Origin of the sequence: Microcoleus sp. BROC3, from assembly GCF_036702515.1 — a bacterium.
Classification (GTDB): Bacteria; Cyanobacteriota; Cyanobacteriia; order Cyanobacteriales; family Microcoleaceae; genus Microcoleus.
The window spans coordinates 117632-142553 of the sequence record NZ_JAUBTQ010000001.1; the positions used below are offsets into that span (position 1 = coordinate 117632).

At 45.0% G+C, this 24922-nt stretch carries 19 protein-coding genes; 8 read left to right on the forward strand and 11 right to left on the reverse strand.

What is annotated here, in order from left to right; genetic code table 11:
* Positions 1–17: 17 nt before the first annotated feature.
* From QUB30_RS00570 to QUB30_RS00605, 8 genes are all read right to left on the reverse strand, one after another.
* Positions 18–1394 carry an ATP-binding protein gene (locus tag QUB30_RS00570; RefSeq protein WP_333327546.1) on the reverse strand — a complete coding sequence of 459 codons (1377 nt, stop codon included), beginning with the start codon at positions 1392–1394 and terminating at the stop codon, positions 18–20.
* A gap of 108 nt (positions 1395–1502) precedes the next feature.
* Complete coding sequence (locus QUB30_RS00575) at positions 1503–2858, reverse strand: ATP-binding protein (protein WP_333327549.1); 1356 nt, start codon at positions 2856–2858, stop codon at positions 1503–1505.
* A gap of 842 nt (positions 2859–3700) precedes the next feature.
* Positions 3701–4267 carry a hypothetical protein gene (locus tag QUB30_RS00580; RefSeq protein WP_333327551.1) on the reverse strand — a complete coding sequence of 189 codons (567 nt, stop codon included), beginning with the start codon at positions 4265–4267 and terminating at the stop codon, positions 3701–3703.
* A gap of 437 nt (positions 4268–4704) precedes the next feature.
* Positions 4705–6273, reverse strand: a complete 1569-nt coding sequence (locus QUB30_RS00585) for a hypothetical protein (RefSeq protein ID WP_333327554.1) — start codon at positions 6271–6273, stop codon at positions 4705–4707.
* 490 nt (positions 6274–6763) lie between these two features.
* A complete protein-coding gene (locus QUB30_RS00590; RefSeq protein WP_333327556.1) occupies positions 6764–7747 on the reverse strand; it encodes a hypothetical protein in 984 nt (327 codons plus the stop codon).
* A gap of 20 nt (positions 7748–7767) precedes the next feature.
* On the reverse strand, positions 7768–9144 hold the full coding sequence (locus QUB30_RS00595) for an oligosaccharide flippase family protein (RefSeq protein ID WP_333327559.1): 1377 nt from the start codon (positions 9142–9144) through the stop codon (positions 7768–7770).
* A gap of 182 nt (positions 9145–9326) precedes the next feature.
* Positions 9327–10115: a TIGR03943 family putative permease subunit gene (locus QUB30_RS00600; RefSeq protein WP_333327561.1), complete on the reverse strand. Its 789-nt coding sequence runs from the start codon at positions 10113–10115 to the stop codon at positions 9327–9329.
* A 181-nt stretch (positions 10116–10296) separates the two neighbouring features.
* Positions 10297–11376 (reverse strand): permease, encoded by a 1080-nt coding sequence (locus QUB30_RS00605; RefSeq protein ID WP_333327564.1) that lies wholly within the window; start codon positions 11374–11376, stop codon positions 10297–10299.
* A gap of 986 nt (positions 11377–12362) precedes the next feature.
* Between QUB30_RS00605 and QUB30_RS00610 the strand changes: the two genes are divergently transcribed.
* Positions 12363–13802, forward strand: coding sequence for a HAMP domain-containing sensor histidine kinase (locus QUB30_RS00610; protein ID WP_333327567.1), 1440 nt, complete (start codon positions 12363–12365; stop codon positions 13800–13802).
* Positions 13803–14054: 252 nt separating this feature from the next.
* Here the strand turns inward: QUB30_RS00610 and dnaN are convergent, their stop codons facing one another.
* Positions 14055–15194 carry a DNA polymerase III subunit beta gene (dnaN, locus tag QUB30_RS00615; protein ID WP_333263402.1) on the reverse strand — a complete coding sequence of 380 codons (1140 nt, stop codon included), beginning with the start codon at positions 15192–15194 and terminating at the stop codon, positions 14055–14057.
* A 91-nt stretch (positions 15195–15285) separates the two neighbouring features.
* On the opposite strand from dnaN, the gene QUB30_RS00620 reads away from it, so the two are divergent.
* The gene (locus QUB30_RS00620; protein ID WP_333327571.1) at positions 15286–15507 is read left to right on the forward strand and encodes a hypothetical protein; all 222 of its coding nucleotides are present in this window, start codon (positions 15286–15288) and stop codon (positions 15505–15507) included.
* Positions 15508–15801: 294 nt separating this feature from the next.
* On the opposite strand, the gene dnaA is transcribed toward QUB30_RS00620, so the two are convergent.
* On the reverse strand, positions 15802–17175 hold the full coding sequence (gene dnaA, locus QUB30_RS00625) for a chromosomal replication initiator protein DnaA (RefSeq protein WP_333327574.1): 1374 nt from the start codon (positions 17173–17175) through the stop codon (positions 15802–15804).
* 206 nt (positions 17176–17381) lie between these two features.
* Here dnaA and QUB30_RS00630 point away from each other — a divergent pair, with 206 nt between their 5' ends.
* The 6 genes from QUB30_RS00630 to QUB30_RS00655 all read left to right on the forward strand — a co-directional run bounded on the left by QUB30_RS00630 (position 17382) and on the right by QUB30_RS00655 (position 22684).
* Positions 17382–18623 carry an HhoA/HhoB/HtrA family serine endopeptidase gene (locus QUB30_RS00630; RefSeq protein WP_333327577.1) on the forward strand — a complete coding sequence of 414 codons (1242 nt, stop codon included), beginning with the start codon at positions 17382–17384 and terminating at the stop codon, positions 18621–18623.
* Between the two features lie 75 nt (positions 18624–18698).
* Positions 18699–19259, forward strand: coding sequence for a peptide deformylase (gene def / locus QUB30_RS00635; protein WP_333327580.1), 561 nt, complete (start codon positions 18699–18701; stop codon positions 19257–19259).
* Positions 19260–19323: 64 nt separating this feature from the next.
* Positions 19324–19875 (forward strand): AAA family ATPase, encoded by a 552-nt coding sequence (locus QUB30_RS00640; RefSeq protein WP_333327583.1) that lies wholly within the window; start codon positions 19324–19326, stop codon positions 19873–19875.
* A gap of 140 nt (positions 19876–20015) precedes the next feature.
* Complete coding sequence (locus tag QUB30_RS00645; protein ID WP_333327585.1) at positions 20016–20588, forward strand: TerD family protein; 573 nt, start codon at positions 20016–20018, stop codon at positions 20586–20588.
* Positions 20589–20687: 99 nt separating this feature from the next.
* Positions 20688–21977 (forward strand): TerD family protein, encoded by a 1290-nt coding sequence (locus QUB30_RS00650; protein ID WP_333327588.1) that lies wholly within the window; start codon positions 20688–20690, stop codon positions 21975–21977.
* A 107-nt stretch (positions 21978–22084) separates the two neighbouring features.
* Positions 22085–22684 carry a TerD family protein gene (locus QUB30_RS00655; protein WP_333327592.1) on the forward strand — a complete coding sequence of 200 codons (600 nt, stop codon included), beginning with the start codon at positions 22085–22087 and terminating at the stop codon, positions 22682–22684.
* Between the two features lie 326 nt (positions 22685–23010).
* Here QUB30_RS00655 and lysS read toward each other — a convergent pair whose 3' ends face one another.
* A complete protein-coding gene (gene lysS / locus QUB30_RS00660; protein WP_333327595.1) occupies positions 23011–24567 on the reverse strand; it encodes a lysine--tRNA ligase in 1557 nt (518 codons plus the stop codon).
* Positions 24568–24922: the final 355 nt, after the last annotated feature.

Below are 24922 nucleotides of genomic sequence, written 5' to 3' on the forward strand. Positions count from 1 at the left end.
GTTGACTGCTGACTTTTTTAGGCTAAGGGTAACAAAATTTCAAATTCAGTGCCGCTGCCTAATTCCGATCGCATTCTGAATGCACCGCCGTGTTTGCCACTTACGATTTGATAGCTAACTGCTAAACTGGTTTCTTTGAGGGCGCGTTTTTCGGTAGAGAATGATTCTATAATTTTTTTGTACTTGCTAGGTGACATTCCTGGCCCGTTATCTGCTATGCAAATCGAAACCCAGCGAACATGAAGTTTGTCTAAATCGCTCGCAGGTTCGGGACAGCAGACTTGAGTTGTGATTTCAATTTGAGGCTGGCGGTCGAAGTCTCTGAGTCCTGAACCTTTAAATTCTTTCGCCAATTCTTGACCGACTGCTTCGTTAATTAATGTATTAATAGCATTGGTCAAGATATTCATAAATACTTGGTTGAGCTGGCCTGCATAGCACGGCACTGGCGGCAGGTAGCCGTAGTTTTTCACTACTTTGATTTCCCTGGTCAAACGACTTTTGAGCAGCAAAAGAATGCTGTCTATGTTGGCGTGCAAGTCGGTCGGTTTGGGATAAACATCGTCTATGTGGCAGAAGTTTTGCAAACTGCTTGCCAGCTTGCTCAAACGTTCGGCTCCAGATTTGATGCTGGCAACAGTTCGGAGGAAATCGTTTTGCAAAAAGTCATAGTCGATCTCTTCCTTGAGCCGTGCTATTTCCGGCGGGGGTTCGGTACAGTGCGCGTCGTAAACTGACAGCAACTCCATCAAGTTTTTGCTGTAGTCGCTTACATAGGTTAAATTGCCCCAAATAAAGCCTACCGGATCTAAAATTTCGTGGGCTACTCCGTTGACTAAACGCCCTAAACTAGCCATTTTTTCGCTTTGAATCATTTGAGTTTGGGCTCTTTCGTAGCGGACTTGAGTTTCGATGCCGCGAATTTGCCAGTAGGCGATGTTTAGCGCGTGAGGGTCTAAGAGGCGGTAAGATTGGGAGTCTATTTGGACGACGATTGGTTCTGACTGCAATTCGGGCGATCGGCGCAGAGCTTGTGGAGCTGCTGCCAAAATGGTTGTACTCTCTGGAACTAATAATATTTCGACGCGAGCATAACTGTAGAAAACTTTCAGCGGGAGGTGCAAAAATAGCTCGGGGCCTTGGGGTTTGAGCAAATATTCCAGCAGTTGCCTGCGGGATATCATGCCAGCGAACTCTCCTGCTTCCATCAAGACGACTCCCGGCACTAGAGGATGCTGTTCAAAAATTTCGGCAACTGCGATCGCCAAGCAGCTCGATTTAACCTGAAAGTCATACAGGGGCAAATCCCAGAGAGTAGACTCTAGGGAAAGGTCTTGATGGCTGCCTTCGGAGAGTGAAGGCCCAAGGAGTTTGGAACTGAATTTATTTGCCACTGGAACTTTTAGTTGCCGAAACGCTGGGAAAGTGAAACGCTCGCGTACTACTAAGCTAGCCTATGATTTCACCGCAGGAGCCAACAGCCGAGAATATTTTTGAGTTAATCATGTTTTGCGAACTATTGGTAGGAGAATTTCAAATTCGGTGTTTTTACCGGGTTGCGATCGCAATGAAAGTTTGCCGCCGTGCTTTTCTGTGACGATTTGATGGGAGATAGCCAGCCCCATACCGCTGCCTTTACCTGCTGGTTTAGTGGTAAAAAAGGTGTCAAATATGTGCTGGTGATTTTCTAGGGGAATGCCGGGCCCGTTATCGGAAATCCAAATTGCAGCCCGCGTGCCGTCTTCGGTTTCTACGACTTTAGTGGTAATTTGGATTTGGGGCTGCCAGTTGTCCAGGCAGTGGGTGTTTATTTCTCGATCGGCTGCGTACTCTGTCAGGGCGTCTAGAGCGTTCACTAACAAATTCAAAAACACCTGACTCAACTGACCGGAGTAGCCGCTAACTAGCGGCAGTTCGCCGTAATTTTTTACCACTTCTATGCTATTTTTAATGCGGTTTTTCAAAATTAACAGCGTCATCTCCACGCATTCGTGAATGTCTGTCTCCACTGGATTTGTCTCGTCCATGTGAGAGAAGTGGTGCAGCCCGTTAACTATTTTTAGCAATTGCGAGGCTCCCAACTCCATCCCTTCTAAGGTGACAGGCAAATCTTCTTGTAAAAAATCAAATTCTATTTCTTCTTTGAGGGCATCAATTCGGGGACACGGTTCCGAATATTCTTCTTCATAAACCGACATTAGCTGAAGCAAGTGTTCAAAATAGGAAAGCAGAAAAGTCAAATTTCCCCAAATACAGTTCAGCGGATTTCTAATTTCGTGGGCTACTTCGGCTACAATCCTCCCCAAACTCGCCATTTTTTCTGTTTGGATGAGTTTGGCTTGGGTTTGTTTGTGGAGCAACTTATTTGTTAATTGGTGAATTCTTGATTGAGCGACCATTAATTGGTGTGCGTCTAACAGTTTGTAGATCTGGGGTGCTATTTCCACTACTACGGGTTCGTAAACTAATTCTGCTGACCTGTAAAGAGATTCCTGAGCGGCTTCTACTATTAATTTACTGCCTGGAACCACCAGCAGCTCTTGTTTGGAAAACCTGTACAATACCTCTATCGGTCGCTTGAAAAACATTTCTAATCCGTAGCGGCGGTTAATTTTTTCAAAAAATTGACGCCTGGATATTATGCCGACAAAATTACCCCGATCGGTCAAAATGACGCCGGGAAGCATGGAATTTCCTTCAAAAGCCTGGGCTACTTCTTTTGCCGGTTGAGTTAATTCAATTTGGCAGTTGTAGAGCGGCAGGTCTAGGAGAGTTGATTCTAAGGAGATATTCCAAGTACAAATCTCAGGTATATGCAACACTGATAACTCCGAGCTAGTCTCACGCACAGCAAACATAGATGAAACCCCTGTTAAATGTTGTATTGATGGATAACTTAAGTTGCTATTAATTGGTAACGGGTAATTGGTAACGGGTAGTTGCAAATTTGTTAAATTACAACAGCACCCGATGGGAAAACCCGATCGCACTAGCATTGTCTCCTAAAAATTTTGTTTCTAAATCAATGTTAAACGATCGAAGCTTTTGTGGAACTTACGGAGCTCTGCTGTAAACTTTTTACCATCATATACCCTGCGATCGCCTGTTTGGGGAAAATTTTTAACATTTATCAGGGATTTTTGTAATTTATTATACCATTTTTCTGGTGTTAGAAGGGAATTGGAGAAGAACTCGCGGGTTATCAGTGAATATACGGGCTTGGTTCAAGGGTTCGACGGCCCGGATTGGCGATCGTGGAAGTGACTTGAGGCCCCAACGGTCATTCGATTTTAGATTTTAGATTTGAGATTTTGGATTGACCCCACGGATAAATTCGGGGGCTTGAGGATTTTAGATTTGAGATTTTGGATTGACTCCACGGATAAATCACGTGGCGGGTACCACCTTTGAAATTCTTGGTCAAGACTGGCGCGGAGGCAAAAATCAGCAGATTGTACAGCAGAAGGAAGTTCGGCAACGGATTCGCAACGGCCGATGTAACGGATAGAAGGCTTTAGTTATCGTCGCGAGAGAAGGAAGAAGCAATTTTCGGCAAGGGTTTGGGTCATTAAAAACGTCTTAACCGTTGAGCGCGCTTGCTATACGACTCAAAAGAAATGCAACTTTAGGCAACTTCCCAGCCTCGACGGTCGTCAGTTTTTTGCAATCTGCAATCAGCAATCTCAAATCTCAAATCGTCTTAGGGTTCCACCTCCGGCCAGAGACGTTCTAGCTGATACCGCCAAGCCGCGAGAGTCTGTTCGCGAGACTCTCGCCCGAGTTCCATTTCGCCCATCAATCCCTCTGCGTAGAAACGGTCTAAAGTCTGAAGGGTAGTTTCGACAGACTGTCCCTGCATCTTCGCAGCTTTGATGATTTGACGGATGCGGCTTTCTATCAAACCGCCGAAAAAGTCGGACAAACCTCGATCTTGCAAAGCCAGCAGTCTGGCGATGGCGGCCGAGAAATCTGCGACGGCGAGTGTGGCACAACTGTGCTGAAATACTCCCCACAACACGTTTTGATGTATGGCGTAGCGAGTTTCGAGGGTGGTGTCAAAGTTAGCTTCTAGCAGTTTATCGAAAAATGGTTGAGCTTCCTGGGCATCGGCGATCGGCAGCAAAATCCGCAGCCAACTCCCCTCTTCTGAAAGGAGGACTAACAGGCGAAATTTGGGGGTTTCTACTTGCCAAGAAGTCGCAGCAGGCATCTCAACACTGTCACCAAATAAGTCTTTAAGGGTATTGCTAATTTCTTCTGGAGTCATGAGAATTTTAGATTTTAGGTTGGAGGTTTGATATCAATTCCGGTTGCACGGCAATGATTGTTGATTGTTGACTGTTGACCCTTCGACTTCGCTCAGGGCATCGCTGTTGACTGCTGACTCGGGTCGCAAAACAGAATGGTTGAGTGTTAACTGTTGACTCGATTTTATGATTCCGATGCCAGCGGAAACGATATGAGATGTGAAATTGCAGGCTGGCGAGTTGGTTTCAAAGTTTGTAATATTTACCAGTATCGCCTAGTATCAACTCAATTTCAAATCTCAAATCTCAAATTTCAAATTTCAAATCAATTAAGTAAAAGTAGAGTGCGCACCGCGCACATTTCAACGCTTGGTGCTTAGGGGCGCACCTTACCCTATTGATATTTACCAATATCGGTCAATTCTTCAATTCTTCAATTCTTCAATCTCAAATAGATTTAGGGTAGCCAGCGGGGGTGATAGCCTGCAAAGGGAAGTTCTTCTGGCTGTAGTTTTGCGGGAGAACCGTCTGCCGTTATTTCTACTAAGGGTAGCAGCCAGAGGCGGCTGGTGGCGATCGACTGTCCGCCCGAGTTGCGGGGACTGTCTGCTGCTGAGGGTTTTGCTGCTGTGACTGATTGGTCGAAAATTAATGCCAGCCCGTCGGGAGATAAACTGATTTGGGTATCTAATTGGTTGGGCAAAACCAGCAGCGGTTTGATGGTTCCCACCAAACGAGTGCCCTGTTTTTTAAGGTCGATGGCGGCGATGAAAGGTTGTTCTTTGTAGCTTTCTGTTGTGAGGCGTTGGGTTAATAAACAGTAGAGACGCTGAACTTGGTTGTCTTTGTCTTTGCGGGGGTCGAAATAAACGCCGATAATGCTGCCGGGAATTCGCAATATTTCTTGTTCTGCACCTTGGTTGTCTAAGATGAAAAGCGATCGAGTAAAATCGCTGTTGTATTTAACATATGCGGCGGCGGAGTTGTCGCGGGCCATGCCCAATACTTGTTCGTATTTTGGCAAAAATTCTACTGGGTCTGCTTCCGGTTTGAGGGGAACGATCGCTAATCCTTGTTTTTGAGATATTACCATCGATTTGCTGTCGGGGCGAATCAGAAAATCTCCACCTTGTTGATTTTCCAAGGGTCGGGGAGGCAATTTTTCTTCCAAAATCCAAGGACTGAAATCGCCGGGATTGCGGCGGTTGACGCGCTGGATAACTATGATTTTTCCGTCGGCTGAGAGGTCGAATTTGAGGTTTTGGTAATCTTTGGCATCTAATAGTTTGTCCAGTCTACCTGCTGGCTGGGGCGGCTGGGATTTTACTCCTGGAGATTGAGGGTTGAGGCCGGTTGTGACGGTAAATAGTTCTTGATTTAGGGTGCCGCCACTACGGGCGATCGATCGATCTGTAGCTGAGAATAAAATGCGATCGCTGTCGGGATACGGTTTAAAATCGGTAACGACTAAATCTTTGGGAGTCAGCGGTATCGGTTTTGAGTCGCTGCTGGTGAGATTGACTAGCATTAATCTGCTTTCTGTTTCGCCTTGGACGCCGATGTAAGCAAAAGCTCGATCGCGGCTGCGAAAGGAACTGCTAAACGGTTGAATTGCCGTTCCTTTGTTTTGGTTGTTTTCTCCGAAATACTTGTCGGTTGCTCCGGCGAGTTTTACTGTGTAGGTAACGCCGTAGGGTGCTGGATCTTTGAGGGTGTAAGCCATGCGCCTTCCAGCCCAACTAAATTTACCGGGGAGGGGGGGTTCTAGCTTTAAGTTTTCCTCGACGCTGGAGTGGTTCATCGGTCGAAAGAAGGTGACGATAAAGCCGGTATCTTCAGCGCCGATTTGTTTGTTTTCCCAGGTGAATTCTCGCACTCGGGGTGCTGTGCCATCGCCGCTGAGCAGCAGCAGTCCCATTAAGATGCTCAGCATTAGCATGAGGAAAATCGCCGTGCGGTCGATCGGCTGTTTGAATGGCAGAATAGCTAAGGGTGAAGGATTAATTTTTTTGTTAAAAATACTCACAAATCTTTCTCTCCTACTTCTGCTGAAAATTAACTACCAAATTTTCCCTATTAAATTTTACAGTCCTGCAGGCACTCCCGACCTTCAGAAACCCGTTTTTTTTACCAGCGAAAAGGACGGCAACGAAGTATGTTGGTCAAAAACTCGGTTTCTAAAAGTTTTGGTGCCTCCAGGACTGAATTAAACTCACAAGTTTAAATCGGTGGAGTCTGCGGCACTTTCAACAGCCTCCACCGATTTTAGATGTGAAATTTGAGATTTTAGCTTGTAGGGTGCCTCAGAGGTAAAAATTGCTCGATCGAGAGAGGTTTTGACGATCGTACAGCACCCCACCATTTTGCCAGTTGCATCCTGGACTGTTTGAGATTTAAGATTTTTAATCCCATTTCAAATCTCAAATCGCCAATTCTTTAACAGGTTGAGGGGCAACACTGGCGCTCTACCCATCCTACCAATAATCATGACGACTACTTAGCTGAGATACCTTTCACTAATCCTTGACAATGGGTATCTTGGAACTATTATTAACGGCTGACAGTGTATACGGCGATTCAGGTTCGGGATATAGCTGAGAATATTTGCTATCGTAATGCCTGATCTCAAAATAGTTTAAGTTTGACGGGTGAGGCTTATATATGGAGAAACATTCCAACAGACAAAAAGTTGCTGCACTCTCTAAAAACCCGACATTCACTAATTGATTTTTGAAGATGCGACCTGATTTTATCCACTGTTTCATCTGTTTTCTTGACAAACAGTAAAAGGCTGAATGAGGATTGTTAAACTCCGCAAATTTTACACCTTCTATCTCTACACTAGATAGCTGATTCCACAATAGCGGCTGCTGTATTGTCAAATCAATATATCTCTTGGTTCCTTGGTGCATTTCATAACGGTTTGGGTAAAGAATAGCATTCTCATACCCGCTTTGTCGGTTAAAACTTTCTAATTTTTCTAGAATGAAAGCATCGTACAAAACAATGTCATCTTCTATGAATAAAAACCAGTCAAATTTTTCAACTCTTTCGACAAATTCTTCCTGAAGCCTAAACTCTACCAACATGGGGTCGCATTCAGGGCCTTCTTGTATCTGAATGCACTTAATTTGATATTCAGGTAAGTACGCTGTAACGTGCCTGTTTGGTAGAGTTTGGATGGCAATAGTCAGGTCGCAATGAGCAAAAGTCGTCAAAAGTCCATCTATTGTGTGCCTGAGTCTCTCAATTTTTTCTGTGGCTTTTTCTCGATTTTTAGATTCTTCAACGGATGTAATGTGTGCGACAGCCGCAAAGACTTTGGGCCGTGCTTTTTCTGGCTGTTCGTTTTCTTTGAATAAATCTATAATGCGATTTTTTTGATAAAAAAACATCAGTTTAGTATACCTCGTGGCCACTCGCGATATTTCTTGTAACAGAGCCATTTGTAAAAAGATAAAGTGCATCACTTTTCTTCTGATATTTTTTTCGCTTGACATATAGACAATCTCCTTTTTGTTTACTGAAACAGTGAATTGATTGGAATTAAATCCATCGGTGATATTTTATCGATTGGCAGACCAAAATCAAAAGCCACTCTACACCAAAGTAGAGTGGCCAGCACCCCTACAAACAGCCCTGTTAATTGAATATCCTGCCAAAAACAAGTTAGTCCTTCTCGCCACAAACCGTAGTTAGTTACTGCATAGGTAGGAAGGTCGCCGAGAGCTACAGCAATCACGGCACCTAAATTACCTTTTAAGTGGTATCCCAGCGGTATACTTATACATAGATTCACAAAAGTCAGCAGATTGCCAATAGCTGGGTACTGAGACTTTCCTACGGCTAACAGACAAGAACCCATCATATTGTGGAGGGTGGTGTGCCAGATACCTAAAGCCAAGATTGGCATCATCCAAGATGCAGCCCAATACTCTTTCCTGTACAGTATTAAAATTAACTGATCTCCAAAGGTCACAAAAATGGCTAAACCTACGGCTAATGGTATTAGAATTAGCTTGCGGTTCTTGAGTATCTTCGCGCGCAACTCCTGTCGCGGCAACTCTGACAGCATAGAAATCGAGGGAAAAATCACCCTGCCGCTAATGGCGATGATGACTTGGCGCGGCATATCGCCGAGAGTAAAAGCGATGCCGTAAATGCCCAACATTGTTAAAGTAAATATTTTCCCGAGGATGAGTCTATCGGCTTGAGAACACAAGAAAAACAAAGCCGTAGACACAAATATCCATTTTCCATAAGAAAATATTTCTTTAGCTGCTTCTTTATCCCAAGCAAAGCGGTTTGACTTGCCGGGAATCAAAAAATGGCTCCATACTAACTCCATTACAGCTCCAGTCAAGCCGCCGGCGATGATGGCCCAGATGCTGCGATCGAACCAGGCCCAGACAATCATTACTATAGTAGAAACAATCTGTATGCCCAACTCAAAAATCACTACTTCTTTCACTGCCATTTTGCGTTCTAGGCTGGATGTGGCTGTGGATTTAAACCCTCCTATTACGGAATTTATACCTATTATTGGAATCAACCACAGGAGACGGGGATCTCCATAAAAACTAGCAACAGGCTGGGTAATTATAACCAAACAAATCCAAATGAAAAAGCTGCGAATAACTTGCAGCGTCCAAGCGGTATTGAGAAATTCAGGATCTTCGCCGCGTTTGTTCTGGATGATGCTTGGGCCTAGACCGATGTCTGAGAATAAGTTAATCCCTGTGATGAAAACGTAGGCTAGACCTACTAGACCAAATAATTCGGGCAAAAGCAGACGCGTCAGGATTAGGTTGCTGGCAAATCGGATAATTTGACTGCTTCCATAGCTGGCGATCGTCCAGATAGCACCTTTGATAGCTAATTTTTTTTCTGATGACATATACTCAGAATTTATTTCCTAATTACGAGTGTAGTGGCTGAATTTGCTATTGGCAACTCCTAAAGGATACTGCTGCCACTTTTATAGCTGACTGTACAGTATCTTAATTTGTATACGGAGGACGGGTCTGGAGAGTCGATCTCGCAATAATGCAAAAATTTAATCTCATACTTACTCCACATCTAATAATCATAAGGGTTTTTTGGTTCGGGAATTGGTCTGAGGGAGGATGCTTGAATGATTAATTTGCGCTTGCCTTGCAGTTCTTCTACGATCGTTTCTCCTTCTATTTCTAGCCAACTGTCTGGGGCAAAGGCAGTGCGGCTTTGACCGATCGGTAATTTTACTGGCAACCCGATCGGATAGGCGTCTGCCGCGCAGCAGGTAATGATAAAACGCCCAATCCACATATATTGTTCTGTTAGGTTAGGGGGGAGAATTACAAATCCTTGAACTTTGACTTTTTGACCTCTGTATGTATCCGGTTCGGGGTTGAAATTTAACAGCCGCACCCATTCGACGAGCGATCGCAGTTCGGGTTTTGTAGTATTGCGAAATTCTTGGGGTTGCAGTCTGGTGATTGGCAGAGATTCGGTGAGGCCTCGTTCTAATGCTGTCTGGCTGGTAAAAGTGCGTGGCGTTGTTAATAAACCTATTAATGCGACGCTCAACATTAAGGTGCTGCCGATACTGGGAGGAAACAAAGTAACGTGTTCAACTTCTGTGATTCTGAGAGAGTTATTTGCTGTTGATATCCGCGATTGCTTTGTGGTGCGAGCGAGTTTTACGAGTTCCCAAGTTTTTAACCCGCCAATAACCATTAAGCCGATTCCTCCCGCTAAAGTCAAGCCAAAGTAATTGGGGTGAATGAGAATGCTTAATTTGCCTGTGATCCAATATTTGAGGAGCAGTACTCCCCACGCTAAGATAGCTAGGGCGTCCAGCCAGGGGCTAATTTTTTTAAGATTCATTTTGTAAGAGTCATTAAAAATTTGGAATAGGGACGTTGAAGGAAGAAGAAGAAAGAATAAGAGGAAATAAGGAAGAACCAAGAGTGAAAAAACAGCTATCCGTATATCCGTGAGTGCCGTGTCGTGAATCAAGCTACTTGAAAATCGCAACGGGTATTATTTATATGTCATATCTAATTTATTAACCTAAATGCAAGTTAACAGCGAGGGTCATTAAAAAGGTTAACTGAGCTGCCAAAACAATTATGTAAACTACGGCTCGACTTTTAAAAATTGACAGCATTAAACCTATGCCTTTGAGGTCAATCATCGGGCCGAAAACGAGAAAGGCTAACAGCGAACCGCTGGTAAATGTGGAAGCAAAAGACAGGGCAAAAAAGGCATCTACTGTAGAACAAATCGATACGACAGCGGCTAATAGCAGCATGGCGAGAATTGAGGAAACGGGGCCTTGGCCGAGGTTGAGAATTAGTTCGCGGGGTGCGCCAACTTGAATGATGGCTGCGATCGCACTTCCGATTACCAACACTCCTCCCAATTCGCGCAACTCCTGTACCATAGTATCTAAAAGCAGGCGCAGACGCTCTTTAGAAACGCGGTGGAACATGGACGAACGTTTCGAGGTTTTTTCTGTTTTGCCTGTTTGTAATGGCTTCCAGTCGTCTTGTCGCAAAGATTCGATCGGCACCGCCCCCCCCGGCTGACCGAGCATAAATGTTCCCGACTGCAACAGCAGCGGAGTATTGGCTTGGACGAGCTCTTTTTCGGAAAACTCTGGTTTTGGCAAGGGGATTGCGCGGGCTACAGAAGGTTGCAGCAGAGGCCGCAAGTCTTTTTGGGCGCTGAACACCCAACCGATAATTGTGGCTGTGACTAGGGAAAATACCACCCGCAAAACTACAATTTCTGGCTGATCGCGAAATGCCGTCCAAGTCGCCCAAATTACCACGGGGTTGATGGTGGGGGCCGCGAGCAAAAAGCCGATCGCGGCTGGTGCAGGCACTCCCTGCATCAGTAACCTGCGGGCTACGGGCACGTTACCGCACTCGCACACGGGAAACAAAAAGCCGATCGAACTGCCCATCAAAGCCGCCAGCAGCGGGTTTCGCGGGATGCGCGATACGAGTTTGCGTTCGTCTACAAACCCCAGCAGCAAACCTGAGAATAAAACTCCGAGCAGCAGAAAAGGTATTGCTTCTACTAACAAGCTGAGAAAAAGGGTAAAAGCATTGTTTAACTGATTCGTTAGGCCGGGTTGCATCGATCACCTACTGGTAGATTGCTATTTAGTTATACGTCTTTGGTAGAACTTCCTGTAGATCATACCAAAGCATACCACTAAGTTAAGATCCAGTTAATTTTTTTTTGCCTTTTTTGCTGGAATTTGTAGACCTTCTAATTTAATCAATGCTGATGCCTTTAATGATTTGGACTGGTTAAACTTGTTTGAATTTGAATGAATTTTTATTCATATCCGCCTCGTACAGCCAATCAATAATTAACTCTGCCAACCGCCGCCGATTTGATGGATATTTCGGTCAACAATGGTTGATTGTAGAATAACTGCCTGGGCAGATTTTGCAGATTGCGGGCGAGGTTGACTGTTTTATATAACGATCGCTATAAAATTGGTTTGTAGTGAGAACTTTAGTCCTCGCTACAAACCTATAGGGGACGCACTGGCCGGTATGCCACTGACTGACCGTTACGGGGGTTGCTAGTAGCGGATTGGAGAGATGGGATGAAATCGCCTCAAATGCCGTAGCACGGGCTAGGGCCCGACGCCATCGCCCTTAGCGAGCTCAAATTCAGGGACGCGATCGCCCGAATTTGTGATTTTAACTTATCTCCTGACGGAGTGGATCGCGTGGGCGATCGGGCAATTCCGATTTTCTTCTATTATCAATCAATTATATTTCTCAGTACAATAATTTATTAACACAAGGTTAAGACGATAACTTAAGGTTAATGAATAGTTAAATAGTCGAACCAAGCGTTAATACCGGTCAAGTCAGTATAAAATAAAGTCAGGTATAATTACCAGGGCGCATTTATTTCGGTGATACTCAATCTTGCCTAATACTTTAAGTGGTAAAATTTTCATTGCTACAGTCAGTTTTTTGTGTAATTAAAAATGAAGTTTGCCAGGGGGATGCCAGTCAAAGCAGTCAGCAACTCACCTGCTGACCTTTGGTAGCTGAATGTCTGCTGGCAAATAGAACCCCAAAAAAGCGTGCTGATGAATTTATGTTGAATACCTCCTGCGTAGAAAGACCAGTCCAACCTATCTCCGAGGCTGACCTAGGAGAACTTTGTTTAGACTCTACTCTCCAAGAATTGTCCCTTTACGATTTTCAGGTAGAAGCTACGGATTGGGGAATGCGAATTTCTCAGATGTTAGAAGCTAATCCGCTGTTACCGGGAGTCATTGTGACCCATCAAGGTGAATTTGCCGGCATGATTTCCCGGCGGAGATTTTTAGAATTTATCAGCCGTCCTTTTGGGCGAGAATTATTTTTAAAGCGACCTGTGAGGGCTTTGTACCGCTTTGCCGAAACAGAGAGTTTAATTTTTCCCAGCAATACTTTAATTGTGGATGCAGCCAGGAAGTCGCTGTTGCGATCGAAAGAACTGCTTTACGAACCGATTGTGGTTCAAGTTTCGCCTCAAACTTATAGTTTGCTAGATGTACACGAACTGTTAGTAGCCCAATCCAACATCCACGAACTAGCAACAAAATTGCTGAGGCAGCAAACTCAATCTCAACTAATTCAAACCGAAAAACTAGCGAGTTTGGGACAGATGGTAGCTGGAGTCGCCCACGAAATTAGAAATCCAGTCACCTGCATCAGCGGAAATCTAGGCTTTTTGTCCAACTACTCGAAAGACCTCATGGAGTTGCTGTCGGCTTACGAACACATTGTGGGTGACAGCGAAAAAATAGACCAACTCAAAAAACACATAGAATTTGATTTTTTGCAAGAAGATTGGGTGGAAATTCTCAAAAGTATGAAAGTTTCATCGCAGAGGCTGACCGAACTCGTCACCAGCCTGCACACCTTTTCTCACATGGACGAAACCCACTTGAAGCAAGCTAACATCCATGAATGTATTGACAGTACCCTGCTAATTATGAAAAATCGTCTGAAGTACGGGTTTAAAGTAGTTAAAAACTATGGAGATTTGCCTTTGGTCAAGTGTTACTCTGGTCAGTTGAGCCAGGTATTTATGAATATCGTCAGCAATGCGATCGACGCTTTGGAAGAGGTAAAAGCAGAAAAAGGTTTTATGCCGGCGATTACTATTGAAACCGAGGTAATAGACAGTTCTGACGGCGACTGCGTGAATTCGGAATTAATTCAAAATTATGTTAGGGGCGATCGACAAAATGCCAAACAGCTATCATCCGCCAGCCAAAAGGGCGACTTCTGCCCAGAAGCAGCGGAAAAAAATCAAAATAACGCTTGGATAGCCATCCGAATTGCTGATAACGGGCCGGGAATTCCGCCAGAAATTCAACGGCGGATTTTTGAGACATTTTTCACCACTAAACCTGCGGGGAAAGGTACAGGTTTGGGGTTGGCAATTACCCATCAAATTGTTACGGAAAAGCATAAAGGCAAGTTGAATTTGCATTCTACGCCCGGTACAGGTACTGAATTTGAAATTTTGTTGCCATTGATTTGAAGGAATAAGTCATATCAAATCTGTTAGCATCGGAATTATTCCTATCTCTCCGATCAGCATCTGCGTGAATCAGCGTCAATCCCTTGTCATCTGCAGCCCGAGAAATTCTCTTTTTTAAACCGCAGATGAGGGCAGATAAACACAGATTAACGCAGATGAATTAGATCTATTCGGGTTGCAGCATCGGTGATTGTTGACTGTTGACTGTTGACTGTTGATTGATGACTACTGACTACTGACTACTGACTCTTTTTAAGCTCTTAGCTGAACTGGCATTACCAAGAATGTAGCATTAACTCCGCCCAAAGGCTGGAAAATTACGGGGGCTAAAGCACCGTTTAATTGCAGTTGAATTTCTGGGGATTGAGCAGTTTTCAAAATGTCAATTAAGTATTTCACGTTGAAAGCAATATCTATGCTATCTCCAGAAATCTGTGCGGGCATTGACTCTTTGCCGCAGCCGACATCTTTAGCATCTACAGACAAAGTAATTTCCTGATTCTCCTCGTCGATGCTGCATTTGAGAATATTATTTTTTTGGTCTGCAAAAACGGCAATTCTTTCTACTGCTGCTAAGAACGATCGCCTTTCTAAGGTAATTTGTCGCTCAAAAGACGGCGGAATCAACTGCCGGTATGCGGGATATTGCCCTTCCAAGGTGCGGGTTGTCAGCCGCTGGTCTGCCCATTCAAACACTACTTGACCGTGTTCAAAATGCAGGGTGACAGGTTCAGTCCACTGTCGCATCACCAGCATTCTTTCTACTTCCCGCAATGCTTTAGCGGGGACTGTCACCTCAAATTCTTCTTGGGTTTCTTCGCCTTCAGCTTTTTCATTGGCAGTTTGAACTACTGCTAATCTGTGGCCGTCTGTAGCTGCAAATTCCAAGCAATCTTGCAATACCTTTAAATGCACGCCTGCAAGTACCTGTTTTGCCTCATCGGGGCTAGTAGCAAATAAAGTTCCTTTGAGTCCTTCTATCAAGGCTTCCGGTGGCAATTTTAGGATTGTTCCGGCTTCGATTGCGGGCAATTCTGGGAATTCTTCCGGGCCCATGCCTCTAACTTGGTAGCTGCCAGAAGTGCAAGTGAGATAGGCTACGGTGTCCCCCGCTTCGTCTTCTAAAGTAATCTCTCCATCCGGGAGTCTCGAAACAATATCGTTAAGCAATTTAGCGGGTATTGTAAAACTGCCACCGCCAGTCACTTCTGCTGCGAAGCTGGTACGAATGCCCAAACTGAGATCGAAAGCTGTCAAGCTAACCCGCTGATTTTCCTCATCCGCTACTAAGAGCACGTTGGCGAGTACCGGATGTGTCGGGCGGGAGGGAACGGCCCGACTCACCAACGAGAGGTTGGCGTTGAGGTCACTTTGGGTGCAAACCAATTTCATGGTAGGAAGGTTAATTAACCGGATTTGAAACAGAAACAAATCGTATCACAGAAAGCCGGCGGGTCGGTTTTTCTGTGTGTAGGGCTCAAGCATGGGGCTAGAAACCCGGTTTCTAGGCAAAATTTTGCCTGTAAAAACGAGAAATCTTCGTAGAAACCGGGTTTCTGAAGTCAGCGCGCGTCGCGAATTATCTGTGTTGGGTGTGCAGGGATCGCTAGTATTTTTTAATTTATTGAATTATTTTTGTGTCGATCGCCCTGTGGAAACTGTGGAAAAAGAAGCTAACTACTTGCTGGGAATCACTTGTAGGTAATAAATACCTGTGGAAAACTTGTGGAAAAGCTGTTGCGGTCGATCGCCCATTTTTGTGCAAAAACTGTTTAGGGCGATCGAGTAAAGTTTTCCACAAACAGAGGGCCCATTTTCCACAGGTTTTTCCACAGGCAAGATTGTCTATTATGGGGCATTGGGAATTGGGAATGGGAATTGTTGACTGTTAACTGTTGACGGCGTTGAGTGATGACAACTGACAACTGACAACTGACAACTGACAACCGACAACTGACAACTGACAACTGACAACCGACAACTGACAACTGACTTGTTCTCAAGTTTTGCGGCTGACAACATTAATTCGATCGCTCAACTGACGCAAAGTTTGAGCCAAATTCGGGTCAGTGTTCCGCAACTGAGCAATTTTGTCGCAACTGTAAAGCACAGTCGTGTGATCTTTGCCACCGAATACTTCGCCAACTTTCGGCAAACTCAAACCAGTATGCTGCCGAATTAAATACATCCCTATTTGACGTGCCAGACTAATTTCTCGCCTGCGGGAAATTCCTTTCAAATCTTCAACAGAAACCTCAAACTCCTCAGCCACAACTGCAATTACTGCATCTGGCGTTGCCTCTACGCTTTCTGTTTGCGGATTCAAAACGGGGGCGATATTTTCGACGGTCATCGGCAAACCAGTAATTGAAAGATATGCTACCGCCCGAATCAAAGCACCTTCCAATTCCCGAACGTTGGAAGTGTAACTAGAAGCAATGTATTCAATCACATCTCGCGGCAGCCGCATATTTTCATACTCAGCTTTTTTCTGCAAAATTGCCATCCTAGTTTCCAAGTCTGGCAATTGAATGTCGGCAATTAATCCCATCGAAAATCTGGAACACAAACGCTCTTGCAGGCGGGGGATTTGCTGTGGCGGACGGTCAGAAGCTAAAACTACTTGGTTTCCTGATTCGTGCAACGTATTAAAAGTGTGAAAAAATTCTTCTTGAGTGTATTCTTTGCCTTCAATAAATTGGATGTCATCTATTAATAAAACATCTGCGGCCCGATAATGGTCGCGGAAAGTTTGCATACTGTCTTTGCGAATTGCGGCGATTAAATCGTTAGTAAATTTCTCAGTAGAAACGTAAAAAATCTTGGCGTTGGGGTCAATTTCCAAGCGATAATGACCGATCGCCTGCATCAAATGAGTTTTGCCCAAACCGACGCCACCGCACAAAAATAGGGGATTGAATTCTCGGCCCGGAGACTCGGCTACCGCGAGGGAAGCTGCGTGAGCCATGCGGTTGTTGGAACCGACGACAAAGCGGGAAAATACGTATTTCGGGTTTAAATTGGCGGGTTTGGGGGGGTGAAGCGAGTGGCTTTCGGGGACATCGGCAGCGATGGAGGAGGGCCAAATCATGGCTGAGTCGCTGCTGCCGCCTGTTTCGTTTCCCCCGGCAATTGTCAAGTAAATGTCTACGGGATAGCCGAGAATTTCTGCGACTGCATCGGCAAGGATTTCTCTGTAATATTTTTGCAACCAATTGCGAGCAAAGGGGTTGGGGGCGCTGACAATCAAACAGTTATTTTCGAGTTGTTCGGCCCGGGCAGTTTTGATCCACGTCTCAAAGCTAGGTCTGCTCAGTTGTACCTGGAGACGTTCAAGTATCTGATTCCACAGACTTTCGAGGGGAATGTCCACTGCTCACCTCTGCCGATCGGCATTCAAGATATTAATTCTACTCTAGAGAGTTTAGTGTTCAGATGCTAAAGTTTAAGGGAGTCTGCCGTAGCTTGCGGGGCGGGACGCCATCGCCCAAAAATTTGGCGGCTCTGCAGCCCAAACCAGGTATCGGGGAGCTGCTCGGCAAATATTTAGATTTGGCAGGAAAGCCTTAAAACGTCGCCATGAAGAGTTCTACTGGCAAATTTTGGAAGCAACCGGCAATTTACATATTGCTGCTGGTAACGGGAGCCGGGGCCGCCATGTTGGGCGATCGTCTGACGGTTTCTCAATTTCGTGCAAATTCTGGCGATTCGGGACAAAGGGCGGTGGAACCTAAATTGCAACTACCTCCTAATACAAAGGATCGAGTTAGCAAAGTCTTGCCGCCGGCTTCCTTGTCGGGCGACGGGACTAATGTGAATTTTATTGTGGCTGCGGTGGCAAAAGTTGGCCCGGCAGTGGTTCGGATCGATGCTTCGCGCCGGGTGAAACCGGGAAATAGAGGGCTGTCGCCGGAAGATTTTTTTGGCATAGAACCGAATTCGGGCGGCCGGGGCGGGATCGAACGGGGTACTGGTTCGGGTTTTGTGATCGGTGCCGACGGCCTGATTCTCACTAACGCTCACGTTGTAGAGGGAGCCGATATTGTAAATGTAACTCTCAAGGACGGCCGCAGCTTTCAGGGGCGGGTGTTGGGGGCTGATAAGGTGACGGATGTGGCTGTGGTGAAGATTGAGGCGAATAATGTGCCTGTGGTGGCGATCGGCAATTCGGATAAGCTGTTGTCTGGGGAATGGGCGATCGCGATCGGCAATCCTTTGGGTTTGGACAATTCCGTAACTGCGGGAATTATTAGCGCTACGGGGCGATCGAGCTCTGATGTGGGCGTACCCGACAAGCGGATCGGTTTTATTCAAACAGACGCTGCGATTAATCCGGGGAATTCGGGCGGCCCGCTGCTGAATGCTTCGGGCCAAGTTATTGGCATGAATACGGCGATTATTCAAGGTGCTCAAGGATTGGGGTTTGCGATTCCCATTCAGGCGGCCCAACAGGTGGCGAAGGAACTGATTACGACGGGGAAAGTCGAACACGCTTATTTAGGCATTGAAATGGCGACGCTGACTCCCGATGTTAAGGAGCAAATTAACAGCAATGCTAACAGCAGCCTGCGAGTTGCAGTCGATCGGGGTGTGGCTATTGTTAGCGTTGTTCCTAATTCTCCGGCAGCAGCAGCCGGTTTGCGCGCTGGAGATGTGATTCAAAAGATTAATAATCAGCCGATTATTCAGTCGGAAGCTGTTCAGGATTTCGTGCAAAATGCTAAGGTTGGCGGGCAGTTGCAAATGGAAATCAACCGCAACGGGCAAATAGTTAATTTGACTGTTAAACCGGGGAGTTTGCCGGTTCAAAAAGTTGGATAATCTGTTGACGGTTGACAGTTGACAGTTGACAGTTGACGGTTATTACCAATTACCAATTACCAATGACTAATTAATATGGCAGAAATCTTGCAAATTTCTCAATTAGGAAATCCCGTACTGCGCCGCCGATCGCAAGTTGTCGAGAATATTAAGGACGATCGCATTCAAGAGTTGATTGACAGCTTAATCTGTACAGTACAGCAGGCAAACGGAGTGGGGATTGCCGCCCCTCAAGCGGCTCAGTCCGATCGCCTGTTCATCGTCGCATCCCGTCCCAACCTGCGGTATCCCCAAGCACCCCACATGGAACCCACAGCGATGATTAATCCCCGGATTGTGGCTGCATCAACAGAGACAGTCAAAGACTGGGAAGGCTGTTTGAGCATTCCGGGGATTCGGGGATTGGTGCCCAGAAGTAGGGCGATCGAGATAGAATACACCAGTAGAGATGGCAAACTCCACCGACAAGAATTGACAGACTTTGTGGCCCGAATTTTTCAACACGAACACGACCATTTAGATGGAATCGTATTTTTAGACAGGGTAGAAAGCACCAGAGAACTGATGGCAGAGGATGAGTACCAAAAGCAATTTGTTAATTTACTCCCTTCAGCACAAATCTGTGAGCCGATTTGAGATTTACTCGTTATTACTCACTCGTTTTTTGTAGCGCAGAGTCATTGAATCTATTACAAACAGTATGAATAGCAATCAACAACCTGCAAATCATCAGCCACAAATTATTTTGATTACGGGGAACATGGCTGCTGGCAAATCAACTGCTGCCCAATCACTTGCCGAACGGTTGCCCAAAAGTGTTCACCTGCGCGGAGATATCTTTCGTCGCATGATTGTGAATGGGCAGGCGGAAATGGCCTTAAATTTGTCAGCAGAGGCATATCAGCAACTTCAACTGCGCTATCACCTGGCAGCAATGGCAGCGCGACACTATCTCCAGGCTGGCTTTACGGTTGTCTATCAAGACATCATCATTGGTTCGGCACTCAGTGAGGTAGTCGCCGCGTTTCATGATGTGCCGTTGTCAGCGATCGTTCTGTGTCCCCAGGCAGAGGTTGTAGCGGCACGAGATGCAGCAAGATCCAAGACCGGATATGCCAACGAAACAATGGTTTATGCCTTCGATCGCATCCTCCGCACCGAAACTCCTCGTCTCGGTTATTGGCTGGATTCAACCCATCTAACGGTTAAAGAAACGGTCGATCGGATTTTGGCAAATTTGCAAGATGAATGAGTGAAATAACATCGCTATGTGCCTGAGCGCGATCGCTCCTAAATCAATCGTTTAAAGGGAAGACATCTTGTACTTGACATTTAAAATTTGTGATATAACTGTTAACAATAATATCAAAGATGTTGCGAACAGGAGAGCAAATGTCTATCAATTTGGAAAAAGGCGGGAGAATCAATCTCTCTAAAGAAGCACCCGGACTCAAAAATGCCGGGATTGGTTTGGGATGGGATATCAATGCTACAGACACAGGCGCAGCATTTGACTTAGATGCTTCCGTGTTTATGTTGGGGGCTACTGGCAAAATTCCCGGCGAAAAATACTTTGTTTTCTACAACAACAACCAATCGCCAGACACTTCTGTAATACATCTGGGAGATAGCAGAACCGGAGAAGGATTTGGCGATGATGAAACCGTTACAGTCGATTTAACCAAAGTCGATCCGGCGGTGCAAGAAATTGTGTTTGTGGTAACAATCCACGAAGCAGAATCGAGAAGACAAAACTTCGGTCAAGTGCGGAATGCTTTTATCAGGATTTACGACACTACTACCAACACAGAGGTAACGAAGTACGATTTGGACGAGGATTTTTCTAGGGAGACAGCGGTAGAGTTTGGCAGACTTTACAAAAAAGATGGCGAGTGGAGGTTCCAAGCTGTAGGACAAGGCTACAATTCCGGCTTGCAAAGCTTTGTAGACAAGTATGCCGCATAAAAAGGCGATCGCTCCTAGCTAAATAAATCGAGGGGAAATTCGGAAGCAGGAATGTTTCCCTCGATTTTAAGCAATCAGACTCATGAGGTAATAAACCAGATGGGAATTCAATTAAAGAAGGGCGAAAGATTTAATCTTTCTAAAACATCTCCAACTTTAACAAAAGTTGCGATCGCCCTGGGATGGGAAATAGCAACTAAACTAAATTTATCCGACTCAAACCCGCAAAGCTGCGATATCGATGCCTCGGTTTTTGCATTAGGTTCGGACGGAAAAATTCCAGATGAAAGATACTTTGTATTTTACAATAACTCGCAGTCGCCGGACGGAGCGATCGCCCATTCTGGAGATAATCAAACTGGTCAAACTCAAGGAGATGACGAGACAATTTATGTAGACTTGGAAAAAGTAACGGCTGCTGTTGAAGAAATGGTTTTTGTGGTCACGATTCACGACGCACAAGCTAAACATCAAAATTTCAGCGAAATCAGAAATGCTTTTATCCGATTGTACGATCGCCAAACTGACAGCGAACTAGCCCGGTATGATTTAACAGAAGCTTTTTCTGAAGAAACAGCAGTCGAGTTTGGACGATTGTATAAAAAAGATGCAGCTTGGAGATTTCAGGCCGTAGGACAAGGATATAAAGCAGGGTTGCAGAGTTTTGTTGACAAGTATCATTCAGAGATTAAACTGGAAGAAAAGACACTAGAACCGCCTAAAGTCAACAAAGTAGAACTGCCTAAATTAGAGAGGCATGAAGCTAGCCGGAAAATTAAGCAAGCTATGGCAATAAAACTTGAAAAAACAGGCGACTCGCACAAAATAAACCTCAGTAAATCAGGTAGTTCTGAGTTGCTTGCAGTTCACGCAAATCTCGACTGGGAAGAAGTGCAAAATCGGGGCAGATTTTCGGAAAAATTCCTGGGAGTAAAGGGGACTCCCGATCTGGATCTTGGTTGTATGTACGAGATGGCTAACGGCGAAAAGGGAGTGATTCAACCCTTGGGAAAATGCTTCGGATCAAAAACGTCTTCACCCTACATATTTCTCGATAAAGATGACCGCACTGGCGCGACTGAGGGAGAAAATATGTATATTTTTAGACCTGATTTGATTAAACGGGTGATGTTTTTTGGTTTCATCTACGCAGGGGTTCGCGACTTTAAAACTGTACGGGGACGAATGTTCTTCAAAATCAGCAACGGTGAAGAAGTATATCTCGAACTCGATAATCCAGATAGCAATAGAAATTTTTGTGCGGCGGCAATGATTCAGAAGACAGGTTCCCAGATTGTAATTCTCAAAGAGGAAAGATACTTTCGCGGACATGAAGAAGCCGATCGCTACTACGGATTTGGATTTAATTGGTATTCCGAGACTAAGTAGGGATGCCAGTCGAGTAGAGTTCATCCAGTTAAATAAAACAACTGGTTGAACAACTGCTATCTTCCAATTTACTTAAGTTCTAATACACTTTAGGGAGTCACAAAACTATGGCTATCAACTTGACAAAAGGACAATCGATCGTTCTCAGCAAAAGCGAATACGACTTATCCCGACTGACAATGGCTTTGGGCTGGGATGTTGCACAAGCTAAAAAAGGTCTTTTCGGTCGAAGCAGCGGTGCAAATTTTGACTTAGATTCCTACGCTCTGCTGCTGGGCGAAAATGGCAAATTAAAGAACTACAAAGAGGATGTAATTTATTACTCTCATTTGGAGTCCAAAGACAAAACAGTTGTTCACTCAGGCGACAATCTCACCGGGGCGGGAGACGGAGACGACGAACAAATATTGGTGAAACTGAATTCTTTGCCAGCACAATATCACAAAATAATTTTGGGAGTTAATATTTACGATGGAAAAGAGAGAAAACAGCATTTTGGTCTGGTAGAAAATGCTTTCGTGAGAGCTGTAGATGCTGCCGGGAAAGAAATAGCTCGCTATCGCTTGTCAAATGACCCATCTTATGAAGGAAAATTAAATATGTTGATGGGAGAAGTTTATCGAGAAGGCGGCGAGTGGAAGTTTAAGGCTTTGGGAAATCCTTTGGCAGAAGATTTGAACGGTGTTGTCGGTTCGTTTATGCGGTGAGATCGAATTCGTTAAATTGAGGCTTGTAGGGGCGGGTTCACCAACAATATTTGCCAATAATTGACAAACTAAATAAACCCGCCCCCACCCAACAAACAATTGCAATGCACATTTTTTGCATAATTGTAGGGGCGGGTTCAACAACAATATTAGCCAATAATTGATGATTTAAATAAACCCGCCCCCGCCCAACGGTAAATCGCAATGAACATTTTTCGTATTCGATCGAAGTCTAGGTTGATGTAGGTTATTTGTGGGTGGGGGCGGGTTTATATAGGTGGTTTGTGGGAATTAAATGTTATTGGTGAACCCGCCCCTACAAGATTTTACGAATCTTTAATCGGCCGCATTGTCGGGAACATGACGGCATCTCGGATGCTTTGAGTATTAGTTAAAAGCATCACCAATCTGTCTACACCGATACCCATTCCGGCACAATTAGGCATTCCCAAAGATAGCGCTTGAATAAAGTCTTCATCCATTGGATGCGCTTCGTCATCCCCCGCATTTTTCTGTGCTAGCTGTTCCTCAAACCGCTTTCTTTGCTCTTTCGGATCGTTCAATTCTGAGAATCCGTTTGAGTATTCTGTACCGTTGATAAACAGCTCGAAACGCTCGACAAATCCCGGCTTGCTGCGATGTCCTTTTGCTAAGGGACTGACTTCGACAGGATAGTCGATGATGAATGTAGGTTGAATTAGTTTGGGAACAACTAATTTGTCAAAAACCGCGTACAGCACGTAGCCTAAACTCTGTTGTTCTAGCTTAGACAGGTGCAATTCTAGTTTGGTTGCAGAGTCGATCGCACTTTCCAAGTCCAAACTGTCAAAATCCAGCCCAAACTCGTCTCTGACAGCTTCTACCATCGTTTTCACTTGCCAGTGTTTGCCGCTGAAACCGGGATATTTTTCGCTGTAGTCGAACTTGCGTTCTAAACTAATCGTTTCCCCCTGATTTTCAATTTCCTTGACATCCCCAAATACCGCCGCCGCTGCGAAACATATCACGTCTTCGACAACTCCTAAAATGTCGAAAACATCAGCATAAGCTTGGTAAACTTCTAAAGAGGTAAACTCTGGATTGTGGGTGCTGTCAATTCCCTCATTTCTAAAGGCTTTTCCTAGTTCAAAAACTCGCTCGAAACCGCCGCATATTGCTCTTTTCAAGAACAGTTCTGGAGCAACTCGCAAATACAAATCTACCTCTAAAGCATTGTGGTGAGTGATAAATGGCTTAGCAGCAGCACCGCCGTAAATAGCTTGCAGTGTTGGCGTTTCTATTTCGTAAAAATTTGCTTGCCACAGATAGGAACGGATGCTTTGAACGATGCGGCTGCGAAGCATAAAACGGTTGAGCGCATCTTGGTTGCTTGCCAAATCCATTTCGCGGTGACGGCGGCAAACTTCGGGGTCGTTAATTCCGTAATAAGCATCGGGAAATTGAATGGTAGCTTTTGATAAAAGCTTTAATTCCCTGACTAAAATAGAAAGTTCTCCCCTGGGGGTGCGGCATCCGATACCTTCGACGCCGACAAAATCGCCGACATCGAGCAATTTTTTAATTTGTTCAAAGCTCAAACCGACTTCGCCGGTGACGATTGCTTTCTCGATTTTGAGTTGAATCTTGTCTGTGGCGTCTTTTAAATCGATGAAACCAATTTTGCCGCTGTCTCGCTTGGAAGTGATGCGGCCGGCTAATCGCAGGGGAATTTCTTCGGGGTCACTTTCTCCGTTTGCGAGTTCTTTTCCCGGCTGACTAAATATTTCGCGAACTTGCTTGGCTGTGTGCGATCGCGCGTAGGATTCACTGGGATACGGTTCTATGCCTTGCGATCGCAGTTCGTCTACTTTTTGACTGCGGACTTCGGCTTCACTGAGAGTCATTAGTTATTGCCTGATTAAAATTACAAATATCTGACATCTTGCACTATTCTGGCGATCGTGCGATCGAGCGTTGCTCAAAGCAACCCCCCACAAGAAAATTCACTCTTTGTGGAACAGGCATCTTGCCTGTTCGTGACAAAGCTGCAAGATGTCAGAAACACCAAACTCTATCATAACAGGGTGGTTTTGAGAGCCAATTTGCCAAATAATAAGTTACACCCTCTCGTAGCCCGATCGCACAGATCCGCACTCGCCCCAGAAATATCTCCGATAAAAATTTGCGATCGACTGCACAAAGCGGCCGAAACATTAAAAAATTAAGTTGTCTGTCGATCGCAACAGGTGAGATGATATG